Annotated in this window: 25 protein-coding genes and 1 pseudogene; 12 read left to right on the top strand and 14 right to left on the bottom strand. The window is 72.3% G+C overall.

Annotated features, from left to right (window positions below):
- Positions 1-127: 127 nt before the first annotated feature.
- Both AC1DV7_RS15580 and AC1DV7_RS15575 read left to right on the top strand, forming a co-directional pair.
- Positions 128-862 carry a hypothetical protein gene (locus AC1DV7_RS15580; protein WP_477598090.1) on the top strand — a complete coding sequence of 245 codons (735 nt, stop codon included), beginning with the start codon at positions 128-130 and terminating at the stop codon, positions 860-862.
- Positions 859-1611, top strand: coding sequence for an SDR family NAD(P)-dependent oxidoreductase (locus AC1DV7_RS15575; protein ID WP_477598089.1), 753 nt, complete (start codon positions 859-861; stop codon positions 1609-1611). Before AC1DV7_RS15580 ends, AC1DV7_RS15575 begins: the two co-directional genes overlap by 4 nt.
- Before the next feature lie 361 nt (positions 1612-1972).
- Here AC1DV7_RS15575 and eda read toward each other — a convergent pair whose 3' ends face one another.
- Both eda and edd read right to left on the bottom strand, forming a co-directional pair.
- Positions 1973-2650, bottom strand: a complete 678-nt coding sequence (eda, locus tag AC1DV7_RS15570) for a bifunctional 4-hydroxy-2-oxoglutarate aldolase/2-dehydro-3-deoxy-phosphogluconate aldolase (protein WP_477598087.1) — start codon at positions 2648-2650, stop codon at positions 1973-1975.
- Positions 2647-4557 carry a phosphogluconate dehydratase gene (gene edd / locus AC1DV7_RS15565; RefSeq protein ID WP_477598085.1) on the bottom strand — a complete coding sequence of 637 codons (1911 nt, stop codon included), beginning with the start codon at positions 4555-4557 and terminating at the stop codon, positions 2647-2649. Before edd ends, eda begins: the two co-directional genes overlap by 4 nt.
- A 184-nt stretch (positions 4558-4741) precedes the next feature.
- Between edd and AC1DV7_RS15560 the strand changes: the two genes are divergently transcribed.
- Positions 4742-5239 (top strand): phosphate-starvation-inducible PsiE family protein, encoded by a 498-nt coding sequence (locus tag AC1DV7_RS15560; RefSeq protein ID WP_477598084.1) that lies wholly within the window; start codon positions 4742-4744, stop codon positions 5237-5239.
- Positions 5240-5356: 117 nt separating this feature from the next.
- On the opposite strand, the gene pdxH is transcribed toward AC1DV7_RS15560, so the two are convergent.
- Positions 5357-6037: a pyridoxamine 5'-phosphate oxidase gene (gene pdxH / locus AC1DV7_RS15555; RefSeq protein WP_477598082.1), complete on the bottom strand. Its 681-nt coding sequence runs from the start codon at positions 6035-6037 to the stop codon at positions 5357-5359.
- A gap of 66 nt (positions 6038-6103) precedes the next feature.
- On the opposite strand from pdxH, the gene AC1DV7_RS15550 reads away from it, so the two are divergent.
- A complete protein-coding gene (locus AC1DV7_RS15550; protein WP_477598080.1) occupies positions 6104-6499 on the top strand; it encodes a hypothetical protein in 396 nt (131 codons plus the stop codon).
- The gene (locus AC1DV7_RS15545; protein ID WP_477598079.1) at positions 6496-7401 is read left to right on the top strand and encodes an oxygenase MpaB family protein; all 906 of its coding nucleotides are present in this window, start codon (positions 6496-6498) and stop codon (positions 7399-7401) included. Before AC1DV7_RS15550 ends, AC1DV7_RS15545 begins: the two co-directional genes overlap by 4 nt.
- Positions 7402-7414: 13 nt before the next feature.
- On the opposite strand, the gene AC1DV7_RS15540 is transcribed toward AC1DV7_RS15545, so the two are convergent.
- Entirely contained in the window at positions 7415-8692 is a 1278-nt protein-coding gene (locus AC1DV7_RS15540) for an MFS transporter (RefSeq protein WP_477598077.1), read from the bottom strand.
- A 60-nt stretch (positions 8693-8752) separates the two neighbouring features.
- Here AC1DV7_RS15540 and AC1DV7_RS15535 point away from each other — a divergent pair, with 60 nt between their 5' ends.
- On the top strand, positions 8753-9622 hold the full coding sequence (locus AC1DV7_RS15535; RefSeq protein WP_477598075.1) for an NYN domain-containing protein: 870 nt from the start codon (positions 8753-8755) through the stop codon (positions 9620-9622).
- A gap of 77 nt (positions 9623-9699) precedes the next feature.
- On the opposite strand, the gene AC1DV7_RS15530 is transcribed toward AC1DV7_RS15535, so the two are convergent.
- On the bottom strand, positions 9700-10587 hold the full coding sequence (locus tag AC1DV7_RS15530; protein ID WP_477598074.1) for an alpha/beta fold hydrolase: 888 nt from the start codon (positions 10585-10587) through the stop codon (positions 9700-9702).
- 60 nt (positions 10588-10647) lie between these two features.
- Positions 10648-11229 (bottom strand): pentapeptide repeat-containing protein, encoded by a 582-nt coding sequence (locus AC1DV7_RS15525; protein ID WP_477598072.1) that lies wholly within the window; start codon positions 11227-11229, stop codon positions 10648-10650.
- Between the two features lie 122 nt (positions 11230-11351).
- Here AC1DV7_RS15525 and AC1DV7_RS15520 point away from each other — a divergent pair, with 122 nt between their 5' ends.
- The 3 genes from AC1DV7_RS15520 (at position 11352) to AC1DV7_RS15510 (ending at position 15107) form a co-directional block, all read left to right on the top strand.
- Positions 11352-12449, top strand: a complete 1098-nt coding sequence (locus AC1DV7_RS15520; RefSeq protein WP_477598070.1) for a citrate synthase 2 — start codon at positions 11352-11354, stop codon at positions 12447-12449.
- 101 nt (positions 12450-12550) lie between these two features.
- A complete protein-coding gene (gene serC, locus AC1DV7_RS15515) occupies positions 12551-13675 on the top strand; it encodes a phosphoserine transaminase (RefSeq protein WP_477598069.1) in 1125 nt (374 codons plus the stop codon).
- A 157-nt stretch (positions 13676-13832) separates the two neighbouring features.
- Positions 13833-15107 (top strand): lytic transglycosylase domain-containing protein, encoded by a 1275-nt coding sequence (locus AC1DV7_RS15510; RefSeq protein WP_477598068.1) that lies wholly within the window; start codon positions 13833-13835, stop codon positions 15105-15107.
- 139 nt (positions 15108-15246) lie between these two features.
- Here AC1DV7_RS15510 and AC1DV7_RS15505 read toward each other — a convergent pair whose 3' ends face one another.
- The 3 genes from AC1DV7_RS15505 to AC1DV7_RS15495 all read right to left on the bottom strand — a co-directional run bounded on the left by AC1DV7_RS15505 (position 15247) and on the right by AC1DV7_RS15495 (position 18670).
- A complete protein-coding gene (locus AC1DV7_RS15505; protein WP_477598066.1) occupies positions 15247-16545 on the bottom strand; it encodes an MFS transporter in 1299 nt (432 codons plus the stop codon).
- On the bottom strand, positions 16542-17009 hold the full coding sequence (locus tag AC1DV7_RS15500) for a MarR family winged helix-turn-helix transcriptional regulator (RefSeq protein WP_477598065.1): 468 nt from the start codon (positions 17007-17009) through the stop codon (positions 16542-16544). The genes AC1DV7_RS15505 and AC1DV7_RS15500 overlap by 4 nt, the downstream gene beginning before the upstream one ends.
- Positions 17010-17164: 155 nt before the next feature.
- Positions 17165-18670: an NCS2 family permease gene (locus AC1DV7_RS15495; protein WP_477598063.1), complete on the bottom strand. Its 1506-nt coding sequence runs from the start codon at positions 18668-18670 to the stop codon at positions 17165-17167.
- 54 nt (positions 18671-18724) lie between these two features.
- Here AC1DV7_RS15495 and AC1DV7_RS15490 point away from each other — a divergent pair, with 54 nt between their 5' ends.
- On the top strand, positions 18725-18991 hold the full coding sequence (locus AC1DV7_RS15490; protein ID WP_477598061.1) for a DUF2530 domain-containing protein: 267 nt from the start codon (positions 18725-18727) through the stop codon (positions 18989-18991).
- A 258-nt stretch (positions 18992-19249) separates the two neighbouring features.
- On the opposite strand, the gene AC1DV7_RS15485 is transcribed toward AC1DV7_RS15490, so the two are convergent.
- The 3 genes from AC1DV7_RS15485 to AC1DV7_RS15475 are packed head-to-tail and all read right to left on the bottom strand — an operon-like array spanning position 19250 to position 21313.
- Complete coding sequence (locus AC1DV7_RS15485; RefSeq protein ID WP_477598060.1) at positions 19250-20176, bottom strand: helix-turn-helix transcriptional regulator; 927 nt, start codon at positions 20174-20176, stop codon at positions 19250-19252.
- Between the two features lie 4 nt (positions 20177-20180).
- Positions 20181-20918: a DUF3027 domain-containing protein gene (locus tag AC1DV7_RS15480; protein ID WP_477598058.1), complete on the bottom strand. Its 738-nt coding sequence runs from the start codon at positions 20916-20918 to the stop codon at positions 20181-20183.
- The gene (locus AC1DV7_RS15475) at positions 20918-21313 is read right to left on the bottom strand and encodes a cold-shock protein (protein ID WP_477598056.1); all 396 of its coding nucleotides are present in this window, start codon (positions 21311-21313) and stop codon (positions 20918-20920) included. The genes AC1DV7_RS15480 and AC1DV7_RS15475 overlap by 1 nt, the downstream gene beginning before the upstream one ends.
- Before the next feature lie 215 nt (positions 21314-21528).
- Here AC1DV7_RS15475 and AC1DV7_RS15470 point away from each other — a divergent pair, with 215 nt between their 5' ends.
- Entirely contained in the window at positions 21529-22914 is a 1386-nt protein-coding gene (locus AC1DV7_RS15470) for an MFS transporter (RefSeq protein ID WP_477598054.1), read from the top strand.
- An 8-nt stretch (positions 22915-22922) separates the two neighbouring features.
- Here the strand turns inward: AC1DV7_RS15470 and AC1DV7_RS15465 are convergent, their stop codons facing one another.
- Together AC1DV7_RS15465 and AC1DV7_RS15460 are read right to left on the bottom strand one after the other, a co-directional pair.
- On the bottom strand, positions 22923-23852 hold the full coding sequence (locus AC1DV7_RS15465; RefSeq protein ID WP_477598052.1) for an aldose 1-epimerase family protein: 930 nt from the start codon (positions 23850-23852) through the stop codon (positions 22923-22925).
- An 83-nt stretch (positions 23853-23935) separates the two neighbouring features.
- Positions 23936-24586: a hypothetical protein gene (locus AC1DV7_RS15460; RefSeq protein ID WP_477598051.1), complete on the bottom strand. Its 651-nt coding sequence runs from the start codon at positions 24584-24586 to the stop codon at positions 23936-23938.
- 400 nt (positions 24587-24986) lie between these two features.
- Here AC1DV7_RS15460 and AC1DV7_RS15455 point away from each other — a divergent pair.
- Positions 24987-25498 (top strand): annotated as a pseudogene (locus AC1DV7_RS15455) (helicase-associated domain-containing protein); the annotation flags it as partial.

Raw genomic sequence — 25498 nt, 5'->3', positions numbered from 1 at the left:
GCGACGGGGCGCGACGGGGCGCGACGGGGCGCGACGGGGCGCGACGGGGTGCGACGGGTCGGCGCGGTCATCTGCGAGGGCGGGACGCCCGCGGCTCGGGACCAGGCGCTCCCGGTAGGTTCGGGACATGGTTCAGGACACGGGCTTCGTGGTGCCCTCACGCTTCTGCGGTCCTCCCGAGTCGGGCAACGGCGGCTGGGTGAGCGGTCACGCCGCCGCCCTCCTGTCCCCCGGCCCGCAGGAGGCTGTCAGCGTGCGGCTGCGCACGCCCCCGCCGCTGGACCGGGCGATGACCATCGAGACCCTCGACGACGGCAGGGTGCGCGTGGTGGACGGCGAGCACCCTGTCGCCGAGGCGGCCCGCGCGCCCGCACCGGGCGCGGACGGCATACCGGGTCCGGTGTCGTTCGCCGACGCGGAGGCGGCCGGCGAACGCTACGAGGGCCTGCACAGCCATCCGTTCCCGACGTGCTTCTCGTGTGGCACGCGTCGCGAGTCCGGTGACGGGCTCGGCCTGCGCCCCGGTCGGGTGGGCGGGGGCGACGCGTATGCGTGCTCGTGGGTGCCCGCCGCGGACGTCGACGCCGAGACGGTCTGGGCAGCGCTGGACTGCCCGGGCGGCTGGGTCGCCGGCGTCGCCGACCGGCCCATGGTCCTCGGCACCATGACCGCCCAGGTCAGCGCGCTGCCCGCGGTCGGTGAGCCGCACGTCGTGATGGCGTGGCGGCGCGGCGCCGAGGGACGCAAGCACCACAGCGGCACTGCCCTGTATGCCGCGGACGGACGCCTGCTCGCCCGCGCCGACGCGACGTGGATCGCCGTCGACCCCACCACGATCCGCCCCGCCGGAGGACGCTCATGACCACGTTGGAGAAGAAGCTGGCCGTGGTGACCGGGGCGAGCAGCGGGATCGGCGCCGAGACCGCTCGCCAGCTCGCCGCTGCCGGGTTCGAGGTGGTGTGCGCCGCACGACGCGAGGAGCGGATCACCGCGCTGGCCGACGAGATCGGGGGTCGTGCCGTGGTCTGTGACGTGTCGTCGGCCGACGACGTCGCACGGCTCGCCGGGACCGTGGGCGACCGGCTGGACGTCCTGGTCAACAACGCCGGCGGCGCCCTCGGTCTCGCCCCGACCGCGTCCACGTCGGTCGCGGACTGGCGCGGCATGTTCGAGTCCAACGTCGTCGGCACGCTCCAGGTCACCCAGGCGCTGCTGCCCGCGCTCATCGCCTCGGGTGCAGGCACCATCATCAACGTGGGCTCGATCGCGGGACGCGTTGCGTACGAAGGGGGTTCGGGCTACGTCGCCGCCAAGCACGCCGTCGCAGCGATGACCGAGACGCTCCGGCTCGAGCTCGTCGACCAGCCCGTGCGCATCGAGGAGATCGCGCCGGGCATGGTGCACACCGAGGAGTTCTCGCTGACCCGGTTCGGGGGCGACGAGGAACGCGCGGACGCCGTCTATGCCGGGGTGTCCGACCCGCTCGTCGCCGCCGACATCGCCGAGGCGATCGTGTGGATGGTGCAGCGTCCCGCCCACGTCAACATCGACCTGCTGGTCATCAAGCCGAGGATCCAGGCAGCCCCGCACAAGGTGCACCGGGGCGGCTGACGGTCGCCCATCCACGGCCTCCTCGCGACCACCCCGCAAGAAAGTCGTTGCACAGGTGGCCGTCGGCGAATTAGCGTCGAGGCACACGGAAGGGAGGTGGTCCAGGAAGTGATTTCTTATTGGACGCGTGAGGTGACTGCGCGCTAGCGCACCTCGACTGCTCGAGGGGCGTCATCCGGCGCAATCCCAAGCAGTTCACCGCAGCCCGTGGGTCGTGCAGGTCGTCCCCTGCACTCGTCGTGCCGCTCGTTTCGGCAGGCAGGCCCGCGGGCTGTTCCATGCCCCGCGCACGTCCAGCCGGGTAGGTCCAGCCGCGCAGGGCAGCCGGGCAGGTCCAACCGCCAGGTGCAGCCGCGCAGGTTCAGCCGCGCAGGGCCGCCGCCTCGGCGGCGAGCGCCTCGATCCGTGCCCAGTCCCCTTGTGCGACAGCGTCCTTCGGGGTCAGCCACGAGCCGCCGACACAGCCGACGTTGGGCAGCGCGAGCCACGCCGCGGCCGTCTCGGGGGTGATGCCGCCGGTGGGGCAGAACCGCAGCGTCGGGCACGGACCGCTCACGGCGGACAGGTACGGCCGACCGCCACTCGCCTCGGCCGGGAAGAACTTCATCGCCTCGAGCCCGGCCTCGGCCAGGGTCAGCATCTCGGTGAGGGTGCCTGCACCCGCCAGCAGCGGCAGTCCACTCGCCAGGGCCGCTTCGAGCAGTCGCGGCGGCGACCCGGGGGTCACGAGGAACTTCGCGCCGGCGTCCTGCACCTGGCGCACCTGCTCCGGCGACACGACCGTACCGGCGCCGACGACCATGCCCTCCACCTCGGACGCGACCGCCTCGATCGCCGCGAGGCCGGCCTCGCTGCGCAGCGTGATCTCGATGACGGGGATGCCGCCGCGCACCAGGGCCCGCGCCAGCGGGACCGCCTGCTCGACGGACTCCACCACGACGACCGGGATCACCGGCGCGAGGTCGAGGACGTCGACCTCGCCCCGCAGGACGGGCGTGATGGGGGCGGGCTCCACGCCCAGCGTGCTGGCGGTGGTCATGCGGACTCCTCGGTCAGGAACGGTGCGGGGGTGTGGTCGTGGGTGCGGCCCAGGCTGGCGAACACGTGGGCGCCCTCGTCGGCGCGCCCGACGGCCGCACGCATCGACGCGAACAGCTCGCGACCCGTGCCGACGCCGTCCTCGGTGACCCGCGGCGAGGGCAGGCGCGCGGCAAACTCGTGCTCGTCGACGAGGACGTCCAGCCGCCCCGCGACCGAGTCCACGCGCACGACGTCGCCGTCGCGCAGCTTGGAGATCGGGCCCGCGTGGACGGACTCCGGCGTCACGTGGATCGCCGCGGGGATCGCACCCGACGCCCCACTCATCCGGCCGTCGGTGACGAGCGCCACGGCATACCCGCGCTTCTGGAGGACCCCGAGCGACGGGGTGAGGGCGTGGAGCTCGGGCATGCCGTTGGCCGACGGGCCCTGCTCGCGGATCACGACGACGACGTCACGGTCGAGCTCGCGCCGCGAGAACGCCTGCAGGAAGCCCACCTGGTCGGTGAAGACGCGCACCGGCGCCTCGACCACCCGGTGCTCCGGCGCGACGGCCGAGACCTTGATGACCGCGTGGCCCAGCGAGCCGCCGAGGACCCGGAGGCCGCCGTCGGCGGCGAACGGGTCACTGGCCGGCCGGAGGACGGCGGGGTCGCCGGACTCCGTCGCGATGTCGGTGAACTCGAGGCGACCGTCGACGAGCACCGGCCGCCGCGTGTAGAGCGAGAGCCCCGGTCCCGCGAGCGTCAGGACGTCCTCGTGGGCCAGCCCCGACTCGAGCAGGGTGCGCACGAGGAACGGCGTGCCACCTGCCGCGTGGAAGTGGTTCACGTCGGCCGGGCCGTTGGGGTAGATCCGGGCCACCGAGGGCACGACCGCCGACAGGTCGTCGAAGTCCTCCCAGGTCAGGTCGATCCCGGCCGCCGCAGCCATCGAGATGAGGTGCATGGTGTGGTTCGTCGACCCACCGGTGGCCAGGAGCGCGACCACGCCGTTGACGACGGACTTCTCGTCGACGACCTGGCCGATGCCGTACGGCCGGTCGGACGCCGCGATCTGCGCCACCCGCCGGGTGGTCGCGTCGGTCAGGGCGTCGCGCAGCGGGTCGTCGGGGTGCACGAAGGCCGCGCCGGGCAGGTGCAGCCCCATGACGTCCATGAGCATCTGGTTGGAGTTCGCGGTGCCGTAGAACGTGCAGGTGCCGGGCGAGTGGTAGGACGCGACCTCGCTCTCGAGCAGCTCGTCGCGCCCGACCTCGCCGGCGGCGAACGCCTTGCGCGTCTCGGCCTTGTCGGCGTTGGAGCGACCCGACGCCATGGGTCCGGCCGGCACGAGCCCGGTGGGCAGGTGGCCGAACGACAGCGCGCCCGCCACGAGCCCGGGAACGATCTTGTCGCAGACACCGAGCATCAGGGTGCCGTCGAAGACGTCATGGCTGAGCGCGATGGCGGTCGACATCGCGATGACGTCCCGGCTGAACAGGCTCAGCTCCATGCCGGCGCGACCCTGCGTGATGCCGTCGCACATGGCGGGGACCCCGCCGGCGACCCGGGCCACCGCGCCGACCTCGCGAGCGGTGGTCTTGATCTGCTGTGGGTAGTGCTCGAAGGGCGCGTGGGCGCTGAGCATGTCGTTGTAGGACGTGATGATCCCGAGGCTCACACCGGTGTCGGCGGCCATGGTGGTGCGGTCGCTGCCGCCGCAGGCCGCGACGGCGTGGGCGAGGTTGGAGCAGCCGAGGTCGGTGCGCGCGGGGCGCAGGCTCAGCTCGGAGGCGGCGCGCGAGATCCGCTCGAGGTATGCCGTGCGGCTGGCACGGCTGCGCGCGGCCAGGCGGTCGGTGACCTGTGCGACGACGGGGTGCAGGGGGGTGGGGGCGGTGTCGGGGGTACCGGGGGTGAGGGCCAAGAGGGCTCCAAGGGGTTGCGACGGTTCGAGAGATCGGACCGCGCGAACGGCGACACTGACGCGCGCGTTGTGATTCAGTTCACAAGTGTGACCACGTCGGGGCCGACAGTCTCCGGCCATCCCGCCATACGGACGGGTAGCGAAGGGGTCGCCACGTCACCGCAGGTCCGGGAGGATGTCCCGCATGGGCCCCATGACCGACTGGACCGAGCGCGGCATCGAGCGGGCCGAGAACGTCATCTACCTCGTGGTGGCCACGATCCTGTTTGCGGTTGCCGCCGTGGTGATGGTGGCCACCGTGGGCAAGTTCCGCGACCTGTCGGGCTCGAGCGTCGTGGAGGTGTCGGCCGACATCCTCGACCTGCTGCTGCTGGTCTTCATCGTGGTGGAGCTGCTCTTCGCGGTCCGCACCACGCTGTCGCGACGCGAGCTGATCGCCGAGCCGTTTCTGCTCGTGGGCATCATCGCGTCGATCAAGGAGATCGTCGTGCTGTCGGTCAAGGCCCCGGACCTGCTGGGCAAACCCGAGTTCGCCGACACGCTGCGGCTCATGGGGCTGCTGACGGTCACGATCATCCTGCTCGCGCTGTCGTCGTTCCTGTTGCGGCGCAAGGAACGAGAGCCCAGCGAGGGCGCCAACTCCGGGCACGGCGACGGCCAGGTGGAGACCGCGGCCAGCTAGTGGGCCCACCGTAGAACGCCTGGCCCACGAGGATGCATGGGCCAGGCGCACCCAGGTGGGCCAGGCGGGGGCCGCGGGGCCGCGGGGACGCGGGCCCCCGGGGACGCGGGGCGCGCGTCAGGGCTGGCGGCGGAACAGACGCCAGGCGCCGGCGTCGTCGAGCGAGCCGTCGCCCACGCGGCTGAACACCAGCCGGTCGTGCAGCCGGTTGCGCCGCCCACCCCAGAACTCCACCTCGTCGCAGACCACCCGGTACCCGCCCCAGAAGTCGGGGACGGGCACGTCGGTGGGGTCGCCGTGGTCGGGGAACTGCGCGGCATACCTCTCGTAGGCCTGCTCGAGCCCGGCGCGACCCTCGATGGGCTGGGACTGGCGCGACGCCCACGCGGAGATGCGCGACGCCCACGGACGCGAGCCGAAGTAGCCCGCCACCTCATCGCGCGTCAGCTCCTGCGCCGTGCCCCGGAACCGGATCGCGCGGAACATCGCGGGCCACGTCAGGCTGGCGGCGATCCCTCCGGTCGCGGCGATCTCGACCGCCTTGGTGGACTCGGTCCCGGTGACGAAGCCGGGCCCCCGCTCGTCGAAGAACCGCATGAGCACGGTGCGCACGTTGGGGCGTCCCTCGGCATCCACCGTCGCGACCGACAGGGCGAGGGGCTCGGGCACGTCGGCCTCGACCTGGGAACGCGCAATGGCGTCGCCGACCCACCGCTGCGCCTGCTGCCAGGGCGTCGCCGCGATGTCGGCCTCGGAGATCCCGTCGCCGCTGTAGTCGGTGCGCTGCACGTGGGTCATGGGTCGAGATTAGGGTGAAGGCTCGAGCATTCGTCAGTGAGGCAGTGCAACCGTCAGGGAGGCAGCATGCCCAGCAAAGGCAAGGCCGTCGGCAACCTCGTGAAGTGGGGGGTGAAGTACGGCCCCCACGTGGTCGTGCTCGCGCAGCAGGCCAAGGAGCCGGCGATGAAGGCCGCCCAGACCGCCCTCGACCGGCAGAAGGCCCGGCGCCGCGCCATCGAGCACGCCGCCACCGTGCGCGACGGGTCGTTCCTCAAGACCTTCGACCCCCGGGCCGACCACAGCGAGCCGATCTGGGTCGTCTTCTCGGGTGACGAGCCCGTGGCGGCCCACCCGACGACCACGACACCGATCACCGAGCTGATCGCCCGCAGCGACCTCGCGACGCGGGTGCGACCCGCCGACGTGCCCACCCCGGCACAGCGGATCCGGCGCCTGTCCCGTCCCGGGCGCAAGGCATGACCCCGCTGGCGCCGGTGGCCGACCAGGCCAGGCGCCAGCTTGCCGCGGTGCTGCGGTCCAAGGTCGCCGGCGACGACGCCCGCGCCAAGGCCGAGCGCATCTGGGGCGCCGAGGGACCTCGCTGGTTCACGCCCGACGACCCGATCTGGCGGGTGCACGCCGACGCCGCGATGTTCCCGGGCGGGATCCGCGCCCTGCTGCTGCAGTCCCTGCACCCGCTCGCGATGGCGGGGGTGGCCGGGCACTCGGGCTACAAGGGCGACCCGTGGGGGCGGCTGCAGCGCACCAGCGAGTTCCTCGCCACGACGACGTTCGGGACGGTCGAGCACGCGCAGGAGCAGATCGCCCGGGTGCGCTCGATCCACGACCGGGTGCGGGGCAAGGCGGCCGACGGTCGCCCCTACTCCGCCGGCGACCCCCACCTGCTCACGTGGGTGCATGTGACCGAGGCCGACAGCTTCCTCACCGCCTACCAGCGGTATGCCGTCGCGCCACTCACCGCCGAGGAGGCCGACCGCTACGTCGAGCAGAGTGGCGTGGTCGCGCGGGAGCTCGGGGTGCCCGACCCGCCGACCACGGTGGCCGCGCTGCGGGAGCGCATCGAGGGCTACCGCCCCGAGCTCGAGTCCACCGAGGCGGCGCGGGAGGCCGCCCGCTTCCTGCTCGTGCACCCGCCGCTGCCGCTCGCCGCCAGACCCGGGTATGCCGCGCTGGCGGCAGGTGCGGTCGCGATGCTCCCGCGGTGGGCACGGCTGCCCTTGCGGCTGCCCTGGTTGCCGGTCACCGAACGGCTGGTCGGTCGACCGCTGGGTGGGCTGGCCACGTCGACGGTGCGGTGGGCGATGTCGGACGCGACCGACGAGCGTCGCCGGGCAGCGCTGCAGCGGGGCGCCTCGGCCTGACCAGCGAGCGCGGCTAGGGCGTCGGGTGACGGGCGTCGTAGCGCACGAAGCCGGGTTGCAGCCGGGCCAGCACACCGATCGCCACGATGCACGCGATCCCCCCGACCACCGCCGTCATCGCCTCGCCGATGCCGCTCGCGAGGAAGCCACCGGCCAGCTCGCCGAGCCGCGGCCCTCCGGCCACGACGACGATGAACACGCCTTGGAGCCGGCCGCGCAGGTGGTCAGGCGTCGCGGCCTGCAGGATCGTCGTGCGGAACACCGCGCTCACCGAGTCGGACCCGCCGGCGACGGCCATCGCCACCAGCCCGACCCACAGGGCGGCGCCTCGGCTGAGCACGTCACCCGCGGCCAGCATGGCGACCCCGAAGCCCGAGATCGCCGCTCCCCAGCCGACGATCGAGACGAGGATCGCCAGGCCCTGCCGTCGCACCTGGCCGAGCCGACCCGAGAAGAACATGGCGAGGATGCCACCCACCGCAGCGGCCGCCGACAGGGCGCCGACGGTCTTGGCGCCGCCACCGAAGATGACCGCGCCCGCCGCCGGGAACAGCACCCGCGGCTGGGCCAGCAGCATCGCGGCGATGTCGGCGAGGAAGGTCATGCGGACGTTCGGACGCGTCGCCAGGAAGGCGAACCCGTCGAGCACCGACCTCAGCCCCGGACGCGTCGGGGCGGCTCCGTCCGCCGTGGGCTCCGGCGGCAGGGCGGGCAGCCGGGCCAGGCCCCAGAGCGCGGCGGTCGTGATGACCGCATCGGCGGTGTAGGCCGCCTTGAAGCCACCCCAGTCGACCAGCACCCCGGCCAGCAGCGGGCCGACCGTCATCGAGGCGTTCATGGCGAACACCGACAGCGCGTTCGCCGCGGGCAGCAGCTCCCGCTCCAGGATCCGTGGGTAGATCGAGGTACGCGCGGGAGACGTCACCGCGAACGCGCCGTTCCACAGGGCCACCAACGCATAGAGCAGCCACACGTGGGTGTTGCCCAGCCAGGCCTGCAGGGCGCACCCGATGCTCGCGACGAACGCCACCGACTGCGCGACCAGCCCGACGACGCGGCGGTCGAAGTGGTCGACCAGCGTCCCGCCATACAGGCCCATCACCACGAGCGGGACCAGGGCGCACAGACCCACGATCCCGACCGCCGCGGTGGAGCGGGTGAGGTCGTAGACCTGCAGCCCGATGGCGACCACGGCCATCTGGGAGCCCACGTTCGAGAGGGTGAACCCGGCATACAACCGGCGGTAGGGCGGGTTGCTCCGCAGCGGGGTCAGGTCCAGGAGCAGCGGCACGCCTGTGACTGTATGCCGGGGGCGAGGGTCAGGTGGGCACGGGTGCCGTACCGTCGCGGCATGGACTCCCGCGCCCACATCGCCCTGCTCATCGACGCCGACAACTCGTCGGCGAGGAAGATCGACCTCATCCTCAACGAGCTGAGCGCCTACGGCGAGACCAGCATCCGGCGGGCGTACGGCAACTGGAACAAGGCGGGCCTGCGGCCGTGGACCGAGGTGCTGCACTCGCGGGCGATCCGCCCGGTCCAGCAGTTCGACTACAGCCGCGGCAAGAACGCCAGCGACATGGCGATGGTCGTCGACGCCATGGACCTGCTCTACAACGACCACCCGGACGCCTTCGGGATCGTCTCGTCGGACGCCGACTTCACGCCGCTCGTGATGCACCTGCGCGAGAAGGGTGCTGCCGTCTACGGGTTCGGGGAGCGCAAGACCCCCGAGCCGTTCCGCTCGGCCTGCACCACGTTCCTCTTCCTCGACCAGCTCGCGGAGCCCGACGGGCCCGACGAGGTGAAGCTGGACGACGCGCCCGTTACGGCCGCCGCTGATGCCGCTCCCGCGACGGCGGCCACCACCGCGAAGGCCGGCAAGGCGACGAAGGCCACCAAGAAGTCCGCGACCAAGGCCGCGGCGCCGAGGGCCGAACCGGCCTCTGCACCCGTGCGCAAGACGACCGCCCAGCTGAGGCAGGACGCCGGCCTCGTCCGCCTGCTCCGGGCCGCGGTGCAACGGGCTGCTGACGACGACGGGTGGGCCAGCGTGGGTGCCGTCGGGAACAGCATCTCGAACCAGTCGTCCTTCGACTCGCGCAACCACGGGTACGCCTCGCTCAGCAAGCTGCTGAAGGCGACGGAGCTGTTCGAGTTCCGCACCCAGGGCAACGTCATGACGGTTCGGGACAAGCGCGAGGGCCGCAAGGCCCAGTAGGCGTGGCGCATCGGGCGCTGGTTGGCCGCCCCGCCGGGTCGGCGCGCAGGCCGTCCGCCTGCGTCCGCCTGCGTCCGCTAGGCGGCGAGGAAGGTGCGCAGGCTCTCGAGCAGGACGGTCCGCGGCGGCCCGATCCAGGCGAAGTGGCTGGGGGCGCCGGTCTCCACCAGCTGGCTGCCGCCGATGGTCGAGTGGAGGTCGAGCGCGTGCGCGAAGGCCGCTCCGCCGTCAGTGCGTGAACCCGTGACCAGCGTCGGCACGGTGACCGCGCGCTGGACCCGTTCACGCTCCTGCGCCCCCGCGGCTCGCCCCTGGCCCACGTCGAGGACGAACCCGCTGCCCGAGCGCATCGCCAGGAGCGTCTGCCGTGCCTGGTCGCGCTCGAGCCGTGACCAGCGCAGGAACCACTGGTCGGTCGGCTCCACCGAGAGCTCGCCCATCATCAGCCGCAGTCCGCGGTCCCTGCGCACCATGGCTCGCGTGGCGGCCCAGGTCGCCGCCTCGATGCGCGGGTGGAACGCCACGGGCGCCATCCACCGATCCCGGCGGGTGTCCGGGAACTGCAGGGTCGACGGCGCGCAGCTGTGCAGGACGAGCCGTTGCGCCAGGTCGGTGTCGACGGCCGTGCGCAGGGCCTGGAGCCCGCCGTAGGACACTCCGACCACGGCGTCGAAGCGGTCCACCCCGAGCCAGGTGGCGACGTCGCGGACCGCAGGCACGAACTGCGCAGCGGTCAACCGGCCCACGGCGGTCGTGCCGTATCCCGGTCGGCTGACCGTCGTGACCCGGAACCCGAGCTCCTCGTAGACGTCCTGCCCGACCGGGGTGAGGGCCGTGCAGTGCCCCCCGGGGAACAGCAGCACGTGCCGCCCGCCGCCCAGGCCGCCCGGGCCGCTCTGGGCCACCTCCACCGGCCCGAGCCGGGTCGGCACGCGCTGGGCACCCACACCGGGACTCCTCGCCACGGGCACGAGTCTGGCGGAGCGCCGGTCGCCCCGGCTCCCCCAATGGAGCGAGGTGTCGCGTCAGTCGGTGACGACGATGCCCAGCTCGTCGGCCAGCGCCGTGCCGAGGTCGATGAGCTGGAGCCGGGAGACCGTCGCACCCCTCAGCCCGGCCACACCCCGAGGCCCGGCGAGGTCGGCGCCGGTCAGGTCGACGTCGCTGAAGGTGCCCCGGCTGAAGTCCGCTGAGACCAGCCGCGAGCCCTCGAACGAGACCTGCCGCAGCGTGGCCTCGGCGAAGTCGGCCTCGACGAGCTGGCAGTCGATGAACTGCACGTCGCGCAGCGTCGCCCCGCGCAGGTTGAGGAACTCGATCTTGCAGCCCTCGAACCGCACCCGCGACAGGTCGGCGCCGTACATCGCGACGGCCCCGAGCCGGACGCCCTGGACCAGTGCGTCGCTCCACGAGGACTCGGAGAGGTCGAGGCCGGCGCCGTGCACGGCATACAGGCTGGTCTCGGCGAACCGCGCCCGAGGTGCCTTGAGCTCCGACAGGTCACACCGCTGGAAGGTGCACTCGAGGAACCGTGAGCCCGCCGCCGACGCCCCCGCGAGGCTGTCGGTGAAGACGTCGCCGTCGTAGTCGGTTTCGGGCAGAAGCATGCCGCCATGGTGGCGCATTGCGCCGACAGTGCAGAATGAGCGGACCCCGTTGCACCACTGCCCGGTCGGGCCACAGCCCCGGCCCCCACCGCTGGCAACGCCGCCGATCCGAGAGGACACCGATGTCCGACAGCGACTTCAAGCCCGGACTCGAGGGAGTCATCGCCTTCGAGTCCGAGATCGCCGAACCCGACAAGGAAGGCGGCTCGCTGCGGTATCGCGGCGTCGACATCGAGGACCTCGTCGGCAGGGTCAGCTTCGGCCAGGTGTGGGGCCTGCTCGTCGACAACGAGTTCGACCCGGGCCTGCCGCCGGCCGAGCCGTTCCCCCTGCCGGTCCACTCCGGCGACGTGCGGGTCGACGTGCAGTCGGCGCTGGCCCAGCTGGCGCCGCTATGGGGCTTCAAGCCGCTGCTCGACATCGAGCCCGACGAGGCCCGCGACCAGCTCGCGCGTTCCTCGGTGATGGCGCTGTCGTTCGTGGCGCAGTCCGCCCGCGGCCAGGGCCAGCCGATGGTGCCGCAGAAGCAGGTCGACCAGGGCAAGACGATCGTCGAGCGGTTCATGATCCGCTGGCGCGGCGAGCCCGACCCCAAGCACGTCGAGGCCGTCGACGCCTACTGGGTGTCCGCCGCTGAGCACGGCATGAACGCCTCGACCTTCACGGCCCGCGTGATCGCATCCACCGGCGCCGACGTCGCGGCCTGCCTGTCCGGCGCCGTCGGGGCGATGTCCGGCCCGCTGCACGGTGGCGCGCCGTCGCGGGTGCTGCACATGATCGAGGGCGTCGAGGAGTCCGGCGACGCCACGGCGTACGTCAAGGGTGTGCTCGACCGCGGAGAGCGGCTGATGGGCTTCGGCCACCGCGTCTACCGCGCCGAGGACCCGCGCGCCCGCGTCCTGCGAGCCACCTGCGAGCGGCTCGACGCCCCCCGGTACAAGGTCGCCGCGGCGCTCGAGCAGGCTGCCCTGACCGAGCTTCGTGAGCGTCGTCCCGACCGCGTCCTCGAGACCAACGTCGAGTTCTGGGCGGCCGTGCTGCTGGACTTCGCGCAGGTGCCGGCGTCGATGTTCACCCCGATGTTCAGCTGTGCCCGCTCGGCCGGCTGGTCGGCGCACATCCTCGAGCAGAAGCGCACGGGCCGTCTGATCCGGCCCAGCTCGCGGTACATCGGCGAGGCTCCCCGCGGCATCGAGGCGGTCGCCGGCTACCGCGCCTGACCGCCCGTATGGCGCCGTCCCCGGCGCCCAGCCCACCGGAGCCGGTCCGGGTGGTGGACCTCACGTCCCACGCCTCGGGACGGGATGAGACACTGACCGGCGTGACCGATCAGACCGCCACCCAGACGATCCCCGCCGACCTGCTGCCCAAGGACGGCCGCTTCGGCTCAGGGCCCTCCAAGGTCCGCGGCGAGCAGGTCGACTACCTCGCCAGCATCGGGTCGACCCTGCTCGGCACCAGCCACCGCCAGGCGCCGGTCCGGGGCCTGGTCGGCGCCGTGCGTGAGGGTCTGTCCGAGCTGTTCAGCCTGCCCGAGGGCTACGAGATCATCCTCGGCAACGGCGGCTCGACCGCGTTCTGGGACATCGCAGCCTTCGGGCTGGTCCGCGAGCGCGCCCAGCACCTGGCCTTCGGCGAGTTCTCCAGCAAGTTCGCCTCGGTCACCCAGAACGCCCCGTTCCTGGGCGACTCGACCGTCATCAAGGCCGACCCGGGCACCCTGGCCTCGCCCAGGGCCGAAGCCGGCGTGGACGTCTACGCGTGGCCGCACAACGAGACCTCGACGGGTGTCATGGCTCCGGTCACGCGGGTCGAGGGCGCCGACGACGGCGCCCTGGTGCTCATCGACGCGACCAGCGGCGCAGGCGGTCTGCCTGTCGACGTGGCCGAGTCCGACGTCTACTACTTCGGCCCCCAGAAGTGCTTCGCTGCCGACGGCGGCCTGTGGCTCGCCGCGTTCTCCCCCGCCGCCCTGGCCAGGGTCGACGAGATCGCCGCGAGCGGTCGCTGGGTGCCCGACTTCTTCAGCCTGCCGACGGCGGTGTCGAACAGCCGCCTCAACCAGACCTACAACACCCCCGCCCTGTCCACGCTGGCGCTGCTGCGCAGCCAGATCGACTGGATCAACGAGCAGGGCGGGCTCGACTGGGCCGTGAAGCGCACCGCCGACTCCAGCGGACGCCTCTACGACTGGGCCGAGCGCACCGCATACACGACCCCGTATGTCACCGACCCGGGCGCCCGCTCGCAGGTGGTGGCGACCATCGACTTCGACGACGCCGTGGACGCGGCGGCCATCGCCAAGACCCTGCGGGCGAACGGCGTGGTGGACGTCGAGCCGTACCGCAAGCTGGGTCGCAACCAGCTGCGGGTGGCGACGTTCCCGGCGACCGAACCCGAGGACGTCAGCGCGCTGATCGCCTGCATCGAGCACGTGGTCGGCTGAGCCCACCCTCCTCCCCCACGCAGGCCACCCCCGGGAACACGCCCGGGGGTGGCCTGCGTCACACCGTGCCCGAGCACGACCGCGTAACCTCCGGGCGACCCACTCGTTGGACCGGATGACACCGCTCGGTGGACGACGACGTCGAGGAGCCGGAACGATGAACCGCATGAGGCAGCTGCCGTGGAGGACGATCGCCGCCGGCCTGCCCGCAGTCGCCCTGATCGGCACCGGCCTGGCCCTGGCCAGCGTGGGTGGCAACCCGTCGACGGACGTCGTCGCCGACTCCTCCCCGCTCGTGACGGTGCCGCCGACCGCGCTCGACCGCCTCGACGCACCGGTGCTGCCCCCGCTCCCGGAGCTGCCCGCCCCGCCCGAGCAGGACGCGACCACCTTCGCCAACCCCGTGGGCCTGCCTGCCTCGATGAGCGCCAACGGCATCCCGGCCCAGGCGCTCGCCGCCTACCAGCGCGCGGCCACCCTCGTCGACGCAGCCGACGCCGAGTGCAACATCGACTGGGCCCTCATCGCGGCGATCGGCAAGGTCGAGTCGAACCACGGCCGGTACGGCGGCAACGGCATCGACCGCGACGGCACCGTGCGACCCGGCATCTTCGGCATCCCGCTCAACGGCAGCAACGACACCGCCGTCATCCACGACACCGACGGCGGCACCTACGACCGCGACCTCACGTGGGACCGCGCGGTCGGCCCGATGCAGTTCATCCCCGGCACGTGGCGCACCGTCGGCGTCGACGCCAACGGCGACGGTCGCAAGGACCCCCAGAACATCACCGACGCCGCGACGGCCACGGCTGTCTACCTCTGCTCCGGACCGGGGAACCTGTCGACCGACTCCGGCGCCCGCTCGGCCGTCCTGCGGTACAACCAGAGCGACGCGTACGCGACCCAGGTCCTCGCGATCGCAGCCGGCTACCGCGGCGGCTACACCGTCGTCCCGGCCAGCGACCTGAGCCCGGACCAGCGCAGCGCCTCCCCCTACCTCCCCAGCGGTGAGCCGCAGACCATGCGGCACTACGACGCGCAGACCGCGAGCAAGCCCGCGGCGAAGCCCGGCACGTCGGGCAGCAAGCCCGGCACCATCCCGGCGTCGACCGGCGGCACGGGCGGCACCCGTGGCGGCAGCGGCGGCAGTAGCGGCACCGGCGGCGGYACGACCACCCCGACCCCCGGGACCACGGCCGGCACCGGCCCGGTGAGGGGAGCCGTGGGCACCGTCGGTGGCGTCGTCGGCGGAGTCGTCGGAGGCGTGACCGGCAGCACCCCGACCCCGAGCAGCACCTCCACGCCCGCCCCCAGCCCGTCGCCGTCCCCGACCCCCGTCGTGGTGCCGGTCATCGGACCACTGGGCGTGCCCACCTGCCCCTCCGGCTACCTGATCAGCCTCGACGGCAAGAGCTGCACCAAGCTCTGACAAACGCCCGTATGCCGGCCGCCCGCCTTCGGTGGCGGCGGACCGGGTGCCTCTGGTCAGCGCAGGATGCTGGCGATCACCGCTGCGGCGACCACGAGGGCGAGCACCGCGAGGGTCACGCGGCGGCGGAAGGTCGGCGTCACCGGGCCACCTCGGGCACCGGCTCGGACACGGTCGGGCTGGGCAGCGTCCGGATCTTGATCCGCGGGCGGCGCTGGGATTCGTAGGTCACCTGGACATTCTCGTGCCGCGCCATCCGCACGGACACCACCACGAGGACCAGGGCCACGGCGATGGTGCCGATCCCGATCGTCCAGCGTGCGCCCCAGACCTCACCGATCCAGCCGATGACGGGGGCGCCGAGCGGCGTGCCACCCATGAAGATCGCCATGTAGAGCGCCATCACACGCCCGCGCATGGCCGGGTCGACGCTCAGCTGCACCATGGCGTTCGCTGTCGTGAGCGCGGTGAGGGCGGAGAGCCCGACCGGCACGAGCGCCACGGCGAACAAGACGTACGTCGGGGCGAGCGCGGCCAGGCCGCTGGAGATCGTGAAGCCGACCAGCGCGACGAGCAGGATGCGCAGGCGGGGCCTGGCCCGACGGGCCGACATCAGCGCAGCCGTGAGGGACCCGATCGCCATGACCGAGCCCAGCAGGCCGTACTCCTTCGGGCCCTTGTCGAACTCCTGGGTGGCCATCAGCGCCGTGGTGATCTGGAAGTTCATGCCGAACGTCCCGAGCACGAAGACCAGCAGCATCACGAGCTGGATGTCCGGGCGTCCGCGGACGTAGGCGACCCCTTCGCGGATCGCCCCCTTGCTCCGCGTGAGGACGGGGGCCAGCCGCAGGTCGGAGCGGCGGATGAGGCCGAGCGCGACCAGGACGGCCACGAACGTGAGCGTGTTGAGCAGCAGCGTCCACCCGGTGCCGAACGCCGCGATCGTGAGACCCGCGACCCCGGGGCCGATGAGCCGGCCGGCGTTGAACGAGGCGCTGTTCAGGGAGACGGCGTTGGCCAGCTGTGTGCGGGGCACCATCTCGGAGACGAACGTCTGGCGGGCCGGGTTGTCGACCGCCGTGGCGATGCCGGTCAGCAGGGCGATCGCGTAGACCATCCACAGCTGGGCGGTGTCGGTGACCACGAGGAGGCCCAGGGCCAGCGCCGAGATCGCGAGCGCCGACTGGGTGATCGCGAGGATGACGCGTTTGGGGTAGCGGTCGGCGATCATGCCCGCCCACGGCGCGAGCACGAGGAACGGCAGGAACTGCAGACCTGTGACGATGCCGAGCGCCGAGGACGAGTGGTTGGTCAGCTCGGTGAGGACCAGCCAGTCCTGGGCGACCCGGCCCATCCARGTGCCGATGTTGGAGACGAAGGCACCGGACGCGTAGATGCGGTAGTTGCGGACGCTGAGGGAGGAGAACGTAGGGCTCACTCGTTGGCCACCCTGGTGAGGATCGCGGAGGCCTGTCGCAGGACCTGCTGCTCCTGGGGCGTGAGGTGCCCGACGCGCACGGACATCCAGGCGTCGCGCCTGCGGCGGATGTCCTTGAGCAGTGCGGTCGCGTCTGCCGTGAGGGACAGGATCACCTGTCGCCGGTCGGCAGGGTCGTCCGTGCGGGCGATGAGGCCACGCTCGACGAGCGCGGCGACGGTGCGGGTCATGCTGGGAGCGCTCACCTTCTCGATCTCGGCCAGCTCGCCGGGGGTGCGGGGTGCCTCCTCGAGGCGGCACAGCACCGAGAACTGGTGTGGCGCAACGACATGCGTGCTCTCGAACCGCACTCGGCGGGAGATGCGCATGCAGGCGAGGCGGAGCTCGCCGGCCAGGGCTGAGATCGCGGAGGGTGAGAGCCCAGCGTCGGGAGCGCGACGGGCGCGCGGCTGCGGTGGGGTCATGGTTCTCTCCTTGTCGATACTTAGCATAACTCATTACCTGTGCTAAGTATTTCGGCGTCCCAGACGCCGGGACGACCAGGACCCAGACGCAGGTATGCCGGGCGGCCCCGCCGAGGGGGCCACCCGGCATACCGGATGGTGCGGTGCGGGGGCGGTCAGCCCACTCCCAGCAGCTCCTTGATCGGGGTGATCGCGAAGTAGATGACGAACAGGGCGGACACGGTCCACAGCAGCGGGTGGATCGCGGACGCCTTGCCACGCACCACCTTGATGAGCGTGTAGACGACGAACCCGGCGCCGATGCCGACCGTGATCGAGTAGGTGAACGGCATCAGCACGATCGTGAGGAAGGCCGGGATCGCGATCTCGAGGTCGTCCCAGTCGATGTTCTTGACCTGCTGCATCATCAGGAAGCCCACGACGACCAGGGCCGGGGTCGCCGCCTCGTAGGGGACGACCTTGACCAGCGGCGCCAGGAACGTCGCGAACAGGAACATCACGCCGGTGACCACCGAGGCCAGGCCCGTCCGGGCGCCCTCGCCGACACCGGCGGCAGACTCGATGTAGGACGTGTTGGACGAGACCGAGCCGACACCACCGGCGATGGCCGCCACCGAGTCGACGAGCAGGATCTTGTCGGAGTTCGGCGGGTTGCCGTTCTTGTCCAGCAGGTGGCCCTCGGCGCCGACGGCGACCATCGTGCCCATCGTGTCGAAGAAGTCGGCGAGCAGCAGCGTGAAGACCAGGAGCAGGGCGGCCACGAAGCCGAGCTTGTCGAACGAGCCCAGCAGGTTGAAGTCGCCGAGCAGCGAGAAGTTCGGGACGTCGACGACGGAGTCGGGCAGCGCCGGGACGTTGAGCCCCCACCCGGCCGGGTTGACGAACTTGCCGGTCTGGTCGAACTGCCCGCCGATGTTGCCGATCGCCTCGACGATGATCGCCAGCACCGTGCCGCCGAGGATGCCGTAGAGGATGGCCGCCTTGACCTTGCGCACGAGCATCACGACGATCCCGAGGAAGCCGAGGACGAAGACCAGCAGCGGCCAGCCGTTGAGGGTGCCTCCGATGCCGAGCTCGACCGGGACCGGGCCCGTGCCGGTGCGCCGGACGAAGCCCGCGTCGACCAGGCCGATGATGGTGATGAACAGGCCGATGCCGACCGAGATGGCCGTCTTGAGAGGGGCAGGGATGGCCCTGAACACGGCCTGCCTGAACCCGGTGAGGACCAGGACGAGGATGATCACGCCCTCGATGACGATCAGGCCCATCGCGTCGGCCCAGGTCATGTCGGGGAGCTTGGCGATCCCGAAGGTGACGAAGGCGTTGAGGCCCAGCCCGGTGGCTAGGGCCAGCGGGTAGTTCGCGACCACCCCCATGAGCAGGGTCATCACGCCCGCGATGAGAGCCGTGCCGGCCGCGACCAGGGTCTGGGCCTTGACGATGTCGCCGCCGCCGAGGAACTGGCCGACGCCGTCCTGCTGGGTGCCGATGATGAGGGGGTTGAGCACCACGATGTAGGCCATCGTGAAGAAGGTGACCAGGCCACCGCGCACCTCACGACCCAGGGTCGAGCCGCGCTCGGTGATCTGGAAGAAGCGGTCGATGCCGCTGGTCGCGGCGGGCTGTGGGGTCGCGCGCTCACGCGTCGAGGGCTTTGCCATGGGCAGCAGGGTAGGGCCTGAGTGTTTCGTGATCGTGAAGGCTAGGCTGACGACGTGACCGAGTCGGACCGCAGCACCGATCCCGCAGCCGGCGTCGGACAGCCCGAGGAGCTCGCACCACTGGCGGTGAGCACCGCCCGCATCGTCATCGGCGGCATCGCCGCGTGGGCGCTCGCGCTCGTCGTCACCCTGCTGGTCCCGGCGCTGCACGAGGGAGAGCGCGACTGGTGGCCGTGGACGTGCGTCGCCGGGATCGTGCTCGGTGGGATCGGCTACACCTACGTCCGGCGCGGCCGCGGCAACGCCGAGGGCGCCGAGTAGCGCGACTCCGCCCGATGGCCGCGCGCTGGCACCGCGCCGCGGGAGAGCCCCGCCGCGGGCTGGCACCGCGCCGCGGTGGCTGCTGGTTGACGCGGCGACCGGCTGCATGGTCACCGCGCCAACCAGCCCCTCCTGCTGTCCCCCCCCGGCAGCTCCTCCAGCGCGGTCCTGGTGACGACCTCCGGTCGGCGCCCGGACCACCCTTCGGAGCGGGCCGAGGTCAATGCTGGCGTCAGACGGGTGGCCTCGTGCCCCCGGTCAGGATTCCTGCCGGGGTTTCTGCCGCTCGGGCGATGCGTCGTCACCCCACTCCCACTGGAGGCCGAAGATGCCGACGACGTCGTGGTGCGTCACCTGGGCGCTGCCGTCGCGGGACGTCTCGACGCGTCCCATGCGCTCGATGGTCCGTGCCGTCGACCCCTGGACGGACCAGAGGCGGGCGGGAGGCTGGTCGCCGAACCGCACGATGAGGGTCCGCGTGCGCATCGGGGTCGTCGAGCCGAACATCCACTCGGTCTCCGGCCGGCCGTCGACCACGAGGGCATCACTGAAATCGGCCTCGTACTGCACGACGAACGGGCCGCCGTGGGCCAGGGCGGGGTCGGGCCGGATCGCCAGGGCCACCACACCGTCGTGGACGAAGAAGTCGTCGATCACGCCGCCGGTCCGCACGGTGTAGCGGATCGTCGTGACGTCGAACGGCAGCTTGCCGGAGAGCTTCCACAGCACCGGGCTCCCATCCGGGCGCATCGCGTCATGGACGTCGGTGTAGCTGCATCGCAGGGGAAGGCGGTCGGGTCCGATCGTCACGTCGGTCAGGCTCGAGGCCAGCATCCCGCCTTCCTCGGGCAGGCGTCGGACGACCCGACGCCGGAGCTCCTCGGAGGCGGGGACGCCCAGCTCGTCGTGGGTCCGGAAATTGTCGCTGCCGGTCCAGTGCGCGACCAGGCGGTCCCGGTGGTGGTCGCCGTAGGCCAGCACGGCGGCGATCCGCCGCAGCGACTCGTGCTGCGGCCTCGTCACCGCGTCGGCCTCGATGGCCCGCACGGTGCGCTCGCTGACCCCGGACAGCTGGGCCAGCCTGGCCTGCGACAGGCCCCGGGCCACCCGGAGCTCGCGCATCGAGCTCCAGGACCGCGGCAGCGCGATCCCGCGCTCCCCCTGGCCGGACTCCCCCACCCCCATGGCGTCAGACGAGGTCGTAGGCGATCTCGTCGACGATGGGCTCCCCCGTCATGAGCGGCTCGGCCGGCTCGACGTCGACCTCGGAGTGGGCGCCGCAGCCGTGGTCAATACTTACGACGCGACCGTCGGAAGGTGACCAGGCGTTGGCGCACACGCCGAAAAAAGAGCGAAGTGCACCCGCCATCGGCAGGAAGTACCCACAGGTCGAGCAGGGGTCGGACGCCTTCTCGGCGACCTCGGAGTGCGGGCCGCTCTCGCCCTCGTACCACCGCTGGGCAGCGGCTTCGCGGCCCTCGGCCGACAGGACCCGCTTGCGCCCGAGCCCCAGCTCGAACTCCGCGAGCTCGTCGACCTCCTCGTCGCCGGTGGCCTCGAACCCCTGCACGAGCAGCGGGTCGTCCTGCTTGTACGGGAGCACGTCGCCGGCCCCGAGGTCCCCCGGAGCCAGCCGGTCGGCATACGGCAGCCACGGCGGCGACAACAACGCGCCCTCACCGGGCACGAGGTTGGTCTCGCACACGGTCGCGACCTTGCCGCGCGGCACCCGCGCGACGGTGATCGCCCAGCGCCAGCCCGGGTAGGAGCGGGCGGTGCAGGCGAAGTAGTGGGTCGCGAGCCGCTCGTCGTCCATCTCGACACCGAGGTGGTCGCCGACCGTGCCGGGCTCGGCGATCGACTCGGCGGCCTCACGGGCGAGCTCGACCGCTGCAGCCAGGACCGCGTCGTCCTTGGGGGCCGCCATCACGGCTCGATCTGGTCGGCGAGGAAGCGCAGGACGGCAGCGAGCTTGGTGGCGTGGTCCTTCTCGGGACGACGGCCCCGGCGCAGGGAGTTGGACGCGTTGTCGAGCAGCTTGATGGCGTCCTCGACCAGCGGCGCCAGGTCCTCGGGGTCCTTGCGCGCCGCCTCGCGCTTGCCGGCGCTGACGGTGGGCGCGGGCTCGAGCAGGGTCACCTGCAGCGCCTGCGTGCCGCGACGCCCCTCGGCCACGCTGAACTCCACGCGTGTCCCACCCTTGAGCGTCGCGACGCCCTCGGGTAGGGCGTTGGCGTGCAGGAACACGTCGCTGCCGTCGTCATCGGAGATGAAGCCGAAGCCCTTCTCCGCGTCGTACCACTTGACCTTGCCAGTGGGCACTGTCCACCTCTTGCCTCAAATGTTCGTGGGTGCGCCTGTGCGCACACGCAAGGCTATCGGGTGGGTCCAAATCCATTTCCGCCCCCGCACCTGCCGGTATGCCGTGCGCGCCGGCCCGCTCGTCCGTGGCCGCGGCCGGACGCCCAGCGGGCCCCGGGCCGAGCTCGTGGGCGCTCCGATGTGGAAGTGTCGCCGAGCTTTGGCAGACTCGACGGGTGAGCGAACAGGGATCGACCGGACACACCTTGCGTGGGTTCTGGGCCGAGCTGCCCCCGGCGGGGCGCTGGCTGCTGTCGACCGTGGCGGTCCAGACGCTGGGCCGCGGGCTCACGCTCCCCTTCACCGTCATCTACCTGCACGAGGTCCGCGGCATCGGGCTCGACCTCGCGGGTCTGCTGATGGCGTTCATCGCCGTCGTCGCCCTGGCCGTGACGGGCCCCGGCGGGGCGCTGACCGACCGCGTGGGTGCGCGGACCATGCTGCTGTGGGGCACGTCCGCCCAGCTCGTCGGCTGCACGGTGCTGGCCTTCGCCACGACGCCGTGGACCGTGGCGCTGGCGTTCCTGTTCCTCGGGTTCAACTTCGGCGTCTCGTGGCCGGCGTTCAACGCCCTCGTCGCCGCCGTCGTCACCGGGCAGGCGCGGCAGCAGTACTTCGGCATCAACTTCGCCCTGGTCAACCTCGGCATCGGGCTGGGCGGGATCATCGGTGGGCTCTATGCCGACGTCGACAACCCCTCGACGTTCACGGTGATCTTCCTGGCCGACGCCGCGAGCATGCTGGTGCCGATCGGGCTGCTCCTGGGTCCGCTGCGGCACGTGCACGGGCGAGCCGAGAAGCCCGAGGGCGCCGAGTCCGGCGAGGGCTCCTACCTCACCATCCTGCGCAAGCCCGCAGTCGTGTGGCTGACGCTGCTGACCTTCCTCGGAGTGTTCGTCGGCTACGGCCAGATGGAGGCCGGCTTCCCCGCGTTCGCCCGTGAGGTCAGCGGCGTCTCCACCGGCGTCATCGGCTTCGCCTTCGCCGTCAACACCGCGGTCATCGTCGGGCTGCAGTTCCTGGTCCTGCGACGCATCGCCGGACACCGCCGCACCCGCGTGCTCATCGTCATGGTCGCGATGTGGTCGGTCGCCTGGGTCGTCCTCGGGCTCACCGACCTCGTGCGCGGCACGCTGGCGGCGTCAGCGGGCGTGCTGTTGTTCCACGCCGTGTTCGCCCTCGGCGAGACGCTGCTGCAGCCGACCATCCCCGCGATCACGAACGACATGGCGCCCGACCACCTGCGGGGTCGCTACAACGCGGTCAACGCAGGCGCGTTCCAGTCCGGCACGATCCTCGGCCCGGTCGTCGCCGGGTTCATGCTCAACCACCGGTGGTCGACGGCGTTCGTCGCCATGATCGTCGCCGGGTGCGGGGTGATGGTGTTGCTCTCGCTGGCCCTGGAGCGCCGGATCAGCCTGTCGGTCAACGGGGTCGACGACCACAGCGCACCGACGACGGGCGCGCTCGACGGGCCGTCAGCCGACCCCACCTCGGCCGGCCCGGGGTCGGGCGTCGGTCCGGCGTCCAGCGCGAGCGACTCCCAGCCGACGTCCGGCTGACGAGGGAGTCAGCGCAGGGCAGCCGGCTCGATGCCCCACTGGGCGGACCACGACTGACCCGGCTGCAGGACGACCAGGCCGTCGCCGCTGTTGAACGCGTTCGCCGGGCACGACATGGGCTCGACGGCGATGCCCCGGACTCCGTCGACGCCGGTGTCGCGGCCCTTGGCGGTGAAGACCTGCACCCAGTCGAGGGACTCGTCGCCCCACACGGTGACGTCGCCGTGCTCGAGGCCGCCCACGACGACCTCCCACGCCCCCGAGGCACGGGTCCGCGCGAGCTCGGTGAACGCGGTGTCCAGCTCGGCCGACCCCAGGGCCCGTGCCGCCCGGAAGTCCGTGTCGGTGTCGACTGGCGCCGTCCCCGTGGGGATCAGCCGGTCGTCCACCAGCACCTCGCGCGCGGCGGGGATGGTGAGCTCGACCTCTGCCAGAGGGGTCTCGCCCAGCGCGATGTACGGATGGGCACCGAAGCCGAACGGTGCGGTCGTGGGGCCGACGTTCGTCGCGTGCACGCTGACGGTCAGGCCCTCGAGGTCGAGCACGTAGTTGACGCTGAGGTCGAGCGTGGCCTCCCAGCCCGGCTGGGGGTGCAACCGGGTGCGGACGGTGAGCGCTGACAGGTCGTCGTTCTGCCAGTGCAGCTGCCAGGTGGACCAGCGGACGAGTCCGTGGTTGGCGTTCTGCAGCGCGGGCTCGGTCACCGCGACCTGGTGCTCCGTCCCGCCGAAGGTGTACCTGCCGTCACGGATCCGGTTCGGCCAGGGCATCAGGACCTGCCCGCGACCCGAGGTGCACAGCTCGTCCTCGGCGTAGCCGGCCAGGACGTCCACGCCGTCGACGCGGTAGGTGCGCAGGCCGCCGCCGACCTCGACGATGGTGGCTTCCTGCCGGCCGTGCCGAAGGGTCCACTGCGCACCGCTGGGAGAGGTCGTCACCACGCCAACGCTAGCGCCGACGAGTCCCGGCCGCCGTGCCTGGACCGACCGCCCCCGCGCCTGGACCCTCCTCGGCCCTCGCGTCAGCCTCGACGGGTCGCGGCCACCAGCACGGCCTTGGAACCCGCCTTCTCGGCGACGACGAGCACGGTGTCGCCCACGGCGACGTCACCGGCGCGGCCGGCGGTGTCCGCACCCACGGCATACGTGCCCGCGAAGTTGTCGGCGCTCTTGAGGGAGATCGACGTGTCGCTGACCTTCGTGACCTCCCCGCGCTGCAGCGTCATGACCGTCGCCTTGCCTGCCGCGTCGGTGACGGTGAACTCGCCGTGCTGGACGTTGCCCAGGGCCATGGCCGCGCGCATCAGTGGGCCCAGCCCGTTGTCCATGCCGTTGCCGTTCCCCAGGCCGCCGCGTCCCTGCCCGTCGGCGCGCGGTCCGGGGGCCTTCTCCTGGAGCTTCTTGCGCAGTCCGGGTGGCTGGTCCTGGCGGTCTCCGCGGGCCACGGCGATGCCATCGCCACGGTCGTCGTGGTTCGCGATCCGGGTGGCCACGAGCAGACCGGTGCCGATGAGGCCCAGCAGCAGCACCACGGCCAGGCCGCCGGCGAGGATCACCGCGATGAGGCCGCCGGTCGTCGAGGTCGCCTGCTTCCACATCCCGGGACGGGCGGGCTGATGCCCGGGCACGCCAGCCCCGGGCACGCCAGCCCCGGGGGCGTATGCGGTGGGCATGGGCTGGGTGGGCGGACCGGCAGGCGGGATCGGTGCGGTCGGCTGGCCAGCGGGACCTCCTGAGGGCCCACGTGCGGGCCCAGGTGCGGGCTGGGCCTGGGACGCGGAGGGAACCTGCTCGGGTCCGGGTGCTCCCGTCGCACCCCCAGGTGCGGCGGACGGGCTCCCTGCGGAAGGCTTCGGTTCCTCGGCGCCCTCGGGTGTGGTCGGCTCCGGCATGGCGCCTCCTCTCGTTGGCACGATTGTCGAGGACGAACCTGTGCCTGACATGGGAAATGGCTGAGAGTCTCCCGGCGACCTCGGCTGCCGGCCCGGACACCAGACCCACACCGCAGCCCCATACGCCGGGTCGGGGTGAGCGGCGTCCACCCTGCAGGGGCGTGGGCACTACCGTGGTGCGGTGACCCCGAAACGCGCGGCCGCGCCCCCCGGCGTGCGATCGATGGCCGAYGACGTCCGCGGTCGCACCGACCACGAGCTCGGCGACCTGCTGCGCCGCCGGGTCGACCTGGCCCGGCCGGCCCCGGCCGACCTGTCGTCGCTCGCCGCACGGGCGAGCACCCGCGCGAGCGTCCAGAGGGCCGTCGACGGCCTCGACCTGGCCCACCTGCAGGTGCTCGAGGCAGCCTGCGCCGCGCCTTCGCCCGTGGACCCGGCAACCGTGGGCGCCCTCCTCGGGGAGGCCACGTCGGTCGTGACCCCGCTGCTCGACGACCTGTGGGACCTGRCCCTGCTGTGGCGCAGCCCTGAGGGCCTGCGCGTCGTCCGCACCGTGGGCGAGGTCCTCGCGCACCCCGCCGGCCTCGGTCCCGCGGCCGCCGACCTGCACCTGACACTGCCGGCGGAGGTCCACGCCGCGCTCGCCGACGCCCCCGCGGCGGCGCGAGCCATCCTCGACCGCCTCGCCTGGGG

The sequence above is a fragment of the Pedococcus sp. P2_E4 genome (genome assembly GCF_056403935.1).
This window is presented reverse-complemented; position numbering and strand designations above follow the sequence as displayed.

What these genes read in the sequence shown, in the direction of transcription:
- AC1DV7_RS15485 (WP_477598060.1), bottom strand. Translation starts at nt 20,176, where the DNA reads ATGGGGGTGGGGGAGTCCGGCCAGGGGGAGCGCGGGATCGCGCTGCCG.
- AC1DV7_RS15560 (WP_477598084.1), top strand. Translation starts at nt 4,742, where the DNA reads ATGGGCCCCATGACCGACTGGACCGAGCGCGGCATCGAGCGGGCCGAG.
- AC1DV7_RS15535 (WP_477598075.1), top strand. Translation starts at nt 8,753, where the DNA reads ATGGACTCCCGCGCCCACATCGCCCTGCTCATCGACGCCGACAACTCG.
- AC1DV7_RS15500 (WP_477598065.1), bottom strand. Translation starts at nt 17,009, where the DNA reads ATGACCCCACCGCAGCCGCGCGCCCGTCGCGCTCCCGACGCTGGGCTC.
- pdxH (WP_477598082.1), bottom strand. Translation starts at nt 6,037, where the DNA reads ATGACCCACGTGCAGCGCACCGACTACAGCGGCGACGGGATCTCCGAG.
- AC1DV7_RS15525 (WP_477598072.1), bottom strand. Translation starts at nt 11,229, where the DNA reads ATGCTTCTGCCCGAAACCGACTACGACGGCGACGTCTTCACCGACAGC.
- AC1DV7_RS15460 (WP_477598051.1), bottom strand. Translation starts at nt 24,586, where the DNA reads ATGCCCACCGCATACGCCCCCGGGGCTGGCGTGCCCGGGGCTGGCGTG.
- AC1DV7_RS15520 (WP_477598070.1), top strand. Translation starts at nt 11,352, where the DNA reads ATGTCCGACAGCGACTTCAAGCCCGGACTCGAGGGAGTCATCGCCTTC.
- AC1DV7_RS15575 (WP_477598089.1), top strand. Translation starts at nt 859, where the DNA reads ATGACCACGTTGGAGAAGAAGCTGGCCGTGGTGACCGGGGCGAGCAGC.
- AC1DV7_RS15545 (WP_477598079.1), top strand. Translation starts at nt 6,496, where the DNA reads ATGACCCCGCTGGCGCCGGTGGCCGACCAGGCCAGGCGCCAGCTTGCC.
- AC1DV7_RS15550 (WP_477598080.1), top strand. Translation starts at nt 6,104, where the DNA reads ATGCCCAGCAAAGGCAAGGCCGTCGGCAACCTCGTGAAGTGGGGGGTG.
- eda (WP_477598087.1), bottom strand. Translation starts at nt 2,650, where the DNA reads ATGACCACCGCCAGCACGCTGGGCGTGGAGCCCGCCCCCATCACGCCC.
- AC1DV7_RS15480 (WP_477598058.1), bottom strand. Translation starts at nt 20,918, where the DNA reads ATGGCGGCCCCCAAGGACGACGCGGTCCTGGCTGCAGCGGTCGAGCTC.
- AC1DV7_RS15580 (WP_477598090.1), top strand. Translation starts at nt 128, where the DNA reads ATGGTTCAGGACACGGGCTTCGTGGTGCCCTCACGCTTCTGCGGTCCT.
- AC1DV7_RS15495 (WP_477598063.1), bottom strand. Translation starts at nt 18,670, where the DNA reads ATGGCAAAGCCCTCGACGCGTGAGCGCGCGACCCCACAGCCCGCCGCG.